5 protein-coding genes and 1 pseudogene are annotated in these 6,835 nt (G+C 32.3%); 4 read left to right on the top strand and 2 right to left on the bottom strand.

What is annotated here, in order from left to right:
* The first annotated feature begins 170 nt into the window (after positions 1-170).
* On the top strand, positions 171-713 hold the full coding sequence (locus M2326_RS15610; protein ID WP_264620473.1) for a GNAT family N-acetyltransferase: 543 nt from the start codon (positions 171-173) through the stop codon (positions 711-713).
* Between the two features lie 307 nt (positions 714-1,020).
* On the opposite strand, the pseudogene M2326_RS15605 reads toward M2326_RS15610, so the two are convergent.
* A pseudogene (locus M2326_RS15605) lies at positions 1,021-1,290 on the bottom strand (transposase); the annotation flags it as partial.
* A 309-nt stretch (positions 1,291-1,599) separates the two neighbouring features.
* On the opposite strand from M2326_RS15605, the gene M2326_RS15600 reads away from it, so the two are divergent.
* From M2326_RS15600 to M2326_RS15585, 3 genes are all read left to right on the top strand, one after another.
* Positions 1,600-2,964, top strand: a complete 1,365-nt coding sequence (locus tag M2326_RS15600) for a glycoside hydrolase family protein (RefSeq protein ID WP_264620472.1) — start codon at positions 1,600-1,602, stop codon at positions 2,962-2,964.
* A gap of 689 nt (positions 2,965-3,653) precedes the next feature.
* The gene (gene lgt / locus M2326_RS15590) at positions 3,654-4,475 is read left to right on the top strand and encodes a prolipoprotein diacylglyceryl transferase (protein ID WP_264620471.1); all 822 of its coding nucleotides are present in this window, start codon (positions 3,654-3,656) and stop codon (positions 4,473-4,475) included.
* Positions 4,476-4,570: 95 nt separating this feature from the next.
* Positions 4,571-5,839, top strand: coding sequence for a DUF2254 domain-containing protein (locus M2326_RS15585; RefSeq protein WP_264620470.1), 1,269 nt, complete (start codon positions 4,571-4,573; stop codon positions 5,837-5,839).
* A gap of 71 nt (positions 5,840-5,910) precedes the next feature.
* On the opposite strand, the gene M2326_RS15580 is transcribed toward M2326_RS15585, so the two are convergent.
* A complete protein-coding gene (locus M2326_RS15580) occupies positions 5,911-6,459 on the bottom strand; it encodes a chlorite dismutase family protein (RefSeq protein ID WP_264620469.1) in 549 nt (182 codons plus the stop codon).
* Positions 6,460-6,835 lie beyond the last annotated feature (376 nt).

Here is a 6,835-nt window from a genome sequence, read left to right as displayed (position 1 = left end):
AAAGGCTATTTAATTGTTGTTTAAATCGCTTACATTTATGCGAAATATAATTTAAATTAAAAAAAAACGGGGTTTTTAGACAGACTGACGTTAGCAGTAATTTTGGCACAGAATCAGAAATTTGACCTAGAAAAGTATATTATTAAAGATAAATTAAAGAGTGAAAGATAGTGAAAATTAAATGTTTAGAAATTGATAAATTATTAACCGAAAGATTAATACTTATTCCATTTACAATTCAAATTTGTAAAAATATATTGAATAATGACTTTGAAGATTTAAAAAAATTAAATTTAAAAAAAGGTAAAAGCTGGCCTGACAATGATGTTATTGAAACATTGCCGAAGATAATTAATAACTTATCAAAAGTTGAATCTCCAACAGGTTATGAATCTTGGATGATAATTAAGAAAGAAACTTTAGAAATAATCGGAGATTTAGGATTTAAAGGATTTAATTATAAAAACAAAAACATTGATATTGGTTATGGAATAATTGAAGAAGAAAGACGAAAAGGATACGCAGAAGAAGCTGTAAAAGAAATTATTAAATGGGCTTTTTCAAATGAAATTGTTAGAGAAATTACAGCAAACTGTTTGACAGAAAATAGTAGTTCTATAAATTTGTTAACGAAATTTAATTTTATAGAATTAAGAACAGAAAATGGAATGAAATACTGGACTTTAGAGAATACAAATTTAAAACAGAATTAATAAAAAAACTACTGCTAACAGCAAAGGTTTCGTTGGGCTTGAAAAGCCAACAATGAAACCGCGGTTGAACCCTTCGGCTATCGCTCAGGACAGGCTCACCGCTCTACTTCCGCCACTATGGGGATATCGATAAACAAGTTTAGGTTATTTAAGAGGACAAAGCGTCCTCTTTTTTTTTGAGCCGTAAATAGACTGGTTTCATTGTGTTTTCCTTCACATTATCGCATACGTTGCCCTACCCATAAAACTAATTTTTACAGGCAGTTAATTTTTGGCTACCACCAAGATACCAAGCAGGCTAACCTCGCTAGTTCAAGAGTAGAATGGTGTGCAAATTGCCCGTTTTACAGCATTGACACTTTCTAATTTTCGATTCTTTGGCTACTTTTAGTTGGAGTTTAACCTTTAGTTTTTCTTGTAAAACCTTTAGATTATCTCGTTTACAAATCCTGTTCCGATTTTTCAAGATGCTACTCAAAAAACCATAATCCCTTATTTTTACAAATCCTTTAGGGAAAATATGCATCGCAAAATGGCGGATAAACTGCTCGTGTGTAAGGGTTATACTTTTGCGTTTTAGTGATTCTCATCAATTTATTCTTGTCCTCCTCCTCTTCTGGTACAAAGTTTTGTAAGAGACATTCTTTGCAAGCTATATTTGCTGTTTTTTTGCATCCGTAACTGTCTTTTACTTTATTGACTAGCAGAACAAGCACAAAAAGTTATGAGAAAAGAAAGGCAGAGTAGTAATTTCTGATAATGACGATTTTAAAAGATTTCTATTTAAGCATTTAGAAACTAGTTTGGATAATTTACAGCTACTAATTGAATAATAAGTACTTACGTAGATTAGTATAATTCTCTATTTTACACAAAAAAAATTTCTATGCTAAAATTACTTCCATACACGTTTTTAATTGTCTTCTTTTCATGTAGTTCTAATCCTGAAGAAACTAAAAAAGAACAAGCAGAAACACCTAGCACAATTGTAAATAGTGGTGACGTCTCTGATATTTCAATTTATCCCTCACAACCCTATTATCAAGATGAGGCGGGTTATAATGGTAGTGAACTAACAAATTTACCTTCAGAAAGAGATGTGAATTTTGAGCATGTAGACGGAACAAGCGATACAGTAGCATTAGAAAACCTTATTAATACTTTGAGTAACAATGGTGGTGGTAAAATAAGAGTAAAATCAGGCGACTATAGATTTAGAGATGTTTTATTGAAATCAAATGTCCACATCACTATCGAGAGCAATACAACCATAAAATTAGAAAATCAAGATCAAGGAAAAAATGCTATAAACGGTTTTCGCCAGTTTTTTTCATTAAATGGTAGTGAAATTGGAAAACCACTTGAAAATGTTAAAATTATTGGATTAGGTACAGCAAATACGCGACCAAAATTAATTGTAGAAAAATTTGCTGAAGTTTGGGGAGAAGCTTTCAATAGAGCCATTTCATTTGGATACGTAAAAAATGCTTTGGTTGAGAATTTGACTATTGTTGATAATTATACTTTAGGAGCAGCCATTGCCTTTAATCCTGTTGACTTGAACAACGACGGAGAAACTGCGGATCTTGCTGAAAATGTCACCATTGCTAATGTTTCTTTATCTAAGGCTTCCATTGGTTATGGATTGATACAGACCAATGTTGGCAGAAATATTTTACTTAAAAATTTATCTTGTGAAGGTGGTATGACCTGTCGTATAGAATCACATACTGGCAGGAAATATGATTTAGGGGTATATAACATTGTTGTCAAAAACGTAGCTAGTATACATGGAAAAGCTGCTGTTTTACTGCAACCTCATTCAGTTTTAAACGGTAGAATTTTGGTTGATGTGGTAAAATCTGAAGGTAGTAGTTGGGCTCTATTTTTAAAAGAAGGCTTTGTTGGTGCTGATTCCAAAAGACGAGAAAAAGGAAGTTTTGACTCCAACTCCGAATTCAAAAACATTAGTTTAACTTCAACTGATAATACCGCAACGCTATCTTACAAAAATTATTCCTTCATTCCATCGAGTTTAAAACCCTTGTATTTTGAACCAAATTTTGTCTTGATACCCGAAGATTCCAATTATTCACTAAATAATGGTGTACCCGGAAATGAGAGCCCCATTGTGGGACCATCTGTTGCAGTTGTTTACATAGACGCAAGCTATCCTATGATTTTACCTACTGAAAATGAGCTAGTTTTATCTGGTAAAATTGATGATAGATTGAAAATTTTAAAGCAATAAATGGTTGTTCTATTTGTGGTCTTTTCAAAATAACTACAATTCACATCAAGAATTACTTGACCAATAAATATACTTCTAATAGCAGCAGTTTCCAAAAATGGTGAAATATGTGGTAAATTGACGTTTTTTTAACGCAATAAATTTAAATATCGGTCACGATTACTATAGCTATTGAGACGCAATTTTGCATTACCAATAGGCATTACCAGCTGTACGCCCAAAAATTCGGAAATTCATAATGAATTATACAACTAGATTTCTTCTTATTAATTTTTAAATAAAAATAGTAACATGAATTTAATTGAAAGATATTTTAACCTTATGAAAATCACATAAAGTTAAATCATTATATGCTTTTGGTTCTGTTTTAAATGATATATTTAACGCCGAAAGTACATTGATTTAATTGTTGATTTCCAATAATCAGACATTTAAGGTTATGGAGATAATTATTATGATCTAAAATTTTCTTTAGAAAGTAAATTCAAAAGAAGTATTGATTTACTTGGAGAAAAGGCAATAAAAAATCCGTTTTTTTAGAAAAAATTTAAATAAGAACTTGTCCGAAATTGAAAATACACTCAACCGTTAATAAAAAGATAACTCACACTCCACTTTCTTAAACAAATAAACCTTTTCCAAGCTCAAACATTTTGGCTACTTTTGAACGCAATAAAAAAGTAAAAAATATGATGTCATTATATATCAACTGGGATTTCAATTCAGAAATAGCTTCTATTTATGGTTTCCCATTAAAATATTACGGACTACTCTTTGCATCCGGATTGGTTTTGAGTATGTTTATTCTCAAAGGAATCTTCAAAACTGAAAACTTAGACAAAGATGCTCACGAATCATTATTTTTATACGGTATCGTTGGTATCTTTGTGGGAGCTCGATTGGGACATTGCTTCTTTTATGACTTTGAGTATTTCTCCCAACATATTATCGAAATCTTTTTACCAATTCAAAAAAACAGTAGCGGTAACTATTATTTTATTGGTTATGCAGGTTTGGCCAGCCACGGTGGAACGGTTGGACTGATCTTTTCCCTTTATTTATATTCAAAAAAATTCAAGATTAAATACCTTACTATCTTAGACTTGATAGCCATTGTAGCTCCTCTTGGAGCCACATTTATTCGATTAGCCAATTTGATGAATTCAGAGATGATTGGAAATCCTACGACCATGCCATGGGCTTTTGTTTTTACACAAATTGACAATGTACCAAGGCATCCAACGCAATTGTATGAAGCGATTACATACCTCATCATTTTTATCATCGTTTTTTCTATTTATAAAAGTAAAAAAATTCAATTGGGGAACGGATTTTATTTTGGCTTATCCACCACTTTGATTTTTATCATGCGCATCCTAATCGAATTTTTAAAAATTGATCAATCTGAATTTGAAAAAGGGATGCCATTGAATATGGGGCAATTACTAAGTACCCCTTTTATACTAGTTGGCCTTTATTTTGTAATTAAAAGTTTTAAAAAAAACTCTTAATTACTTTTAATACACTCCAATCTTCGGATTATAGTACCAATTACAAGATAAATTCACTATTTTTAAGAAATTAAACTTTCCTTAATTAGCACTTCATGAAACAGACAATCATTAAATATTACACACAATTCAGTAATAAACTATGGTTTAGACCACTTTTATTTTGTGTAGTATCTGTCGGTGGTGCATTACTTGCTCATTTAGTGGACGGTACTGGGCTCAAAGAACTAGTGCCCGACATCAAAGAAGACTCCATTGAAGGGCTGCTTGACACAATATCTGGCAGTATGTTGGTCATTGCCATTTTTGCAGTTGGGTCCATGCTTTCAGCCTTTTCATCCGCAAGCAGTATTGCGACTCCTAGATCATTTAAAATTATAATAGCCGACGATGTTTCAAAAAATGCACTTTCGGCTTTTATTGGAGCATTCATTTTTAGTATCGTTGCCACCATAGCCCTAAATAATGGGTACTATGGCAAAGCAGGTAGATTTGTTCTTTTTTTATCCACTATACTATTATTTACCGTAGTAATCTTGACCTTTTTGAGATGGGTAGACCGAATATCAAGGCTAGGAAGACTAGAACACACCATCAAACAAATTGAAACTGTTGCGGCCACCTCATTACAAAATTACATCAAACACCCATTCTTACAAGCACTCCCTATTCGTGGTGATTTTCCAGACGGAAAAATAATACTGGCAGCTACAGTTGGTTATGTTCAAAAGATAAATATGGAAGCTTTGCAAATAATTGCCAACAATAATGAGCTTAAAATTCGACTCAATTGTATTCCAGGGAAATTTATTCACGAAAACTTTCCCCTTGCCTTCGTTAATTCGAATCAAGAATTGGACCTTTCAGAAATTACTCAAAAAATAAACAATGCAATCCAAATTGGTTCCACGAGATTATTTGAAGAGGATCCGAGGTTTGGTCTAATTGCCTTGACCGAAATTGCCAGTAGAGCTTTGTCACCTGGTATAAATGATCCTGGTACTGCCATACAAATTATTGGAAGCCAAGAACGATTACTCTTTCTATGGAATCATAAAAAGGAAAAAATTAGCGACCAAAAAATTGTTTATGATCGTATCGAAGTAATAGGTATAACGATGGAAGAATTTTTTGATGATGCCTTCAGACCAATTGCCAGAGACGGTGCTAGTACTATTGAGGTGATGTTGCGTTTGCAAAAGGCGTTCACTTCTTTAGAAACTATCAATCGTCCCGATATCAAGGAAACAGCACTATATTATTCCAAAGAAGCGTTCAATCGATCAAAACTAGCAATTACATTTGAGAATGATCTTTTAACATTAAAAAAACAGTGTTTATTCACTTCTAAAGAAAAGGTATAATTGCAGTCATTGATTCCAACTATCCCCCATTTGAATTAATTATTTTTTAAAAAGTACAAATGCAGGCTTACCTACATACGTACCATACGGATATCGATTTCTCTTTCTACATATTTCCACTCTTCAGACTGACGCATGATACCGAGTAGCTCATTGAAGGCTGGTTCATCTTCAGGAGCAAATTCAAACCATGTTAAAAAATCAAAAGGTTCATCAATATCTCTCGAATGAAACAGTTGACGTGCAATGGCAGGTAAGTATTTCATGCCGTGCTGTATGTGTTTGGATTGATTTTCCATAATCTTACGGCGCTCATCTTGGGCAAGATTCCACCAAGCTTCATTTTTTTTGATGGGAATAAATGCGGCATAAGTTGCTTTTTTGCGTCCCAAATCGGGTTGTTTGGCTTTGAGTTTTTCGTTTTCCTCTTTTTCAGTGTAGCGCAAACTACTGATGACGCCCTTTAATGACCAAGTTCCTTCAAATCGATTGATGAAAGAACTTTGCATTTTATCAATATGTGTCACATTGGGCAACGAATCCCCTATTAAAGTGGTTGTTTTAAGCACTTTCCAATCTCCTGTTTTACCGCCTATAAAGTCAAAAATAATATTATTCATGAAAGTTGATTTTTGTAAATATTGTTATTCAATTACGTCTATTATAAATTCAATTAAATATACAAAAATCTTACAGGCTACTTGTGTTGCAAAACCATTGAGAAACGTGTGTTTTAGCACTAAATATTAGGTAAAATAGCAGATTATAAAAGCACCTTTTTGTTTTTTTTTGAACATAACTTTCTACTTTTTAGTAATAACAGTGACTATTTTCCAAATTTTTAAATTAGCAGAATACCTATCAATTGTCTGGCTACTAAAAATAAAAGCTTTAAATAATTAAGTATTTTTACGTAAACAAACTTTTAGTATCGAAATAGTTTGTTTGATCTAGAATTAAAATAGCAGGCTTCATCATTTTAAATTAATGAAGAAC

The sequence above is a fragment of the Flavobacterium psychraerolatum genome, from assembly GCF_025960985.1.
GTDB lineage: Bacteria > Bacteroidota > Bacteroidia > Flavobacteriales > Flavobacteriaceae > Flavobacterium.
Note: the sequence above shows the minus strand (reverse complement) of the source record. Positions and strands in the feature narration are given on the sequence as shown.

What these genes read in the sequence shown, in the direction of transcription:
- M2326_RS15600 (WP_264620472.1), top strand. Translation starts at nt 1,600, where the DNA reads ATGCTAAAATTACTTCCATACACGTTTTTAATTGTCTTCTTTTCATGT.
- lgt (WP_264620471.1), top strand. Translation starts at nt 3,654, where the DNA reads ATGATGTCATTATATATCAACTGGGATTTCAATTCAGAAATAGCTTCT.
- M2326_RS15585 (WP_264620470.1), top strand. Translation starts at nt 4,571, where the DNA reads ATGAAACAGACAATCATTAAATATTACACACAATTCAGTAATAAACTA.
- M2326_RS15580 (WP_264620469.1), bottom strand. Translation starts at nt 6,459, where the DNA reads ATGAATAATATTATTTTTGACTTTATAGGCGGTAAAACAGGAGATTGG.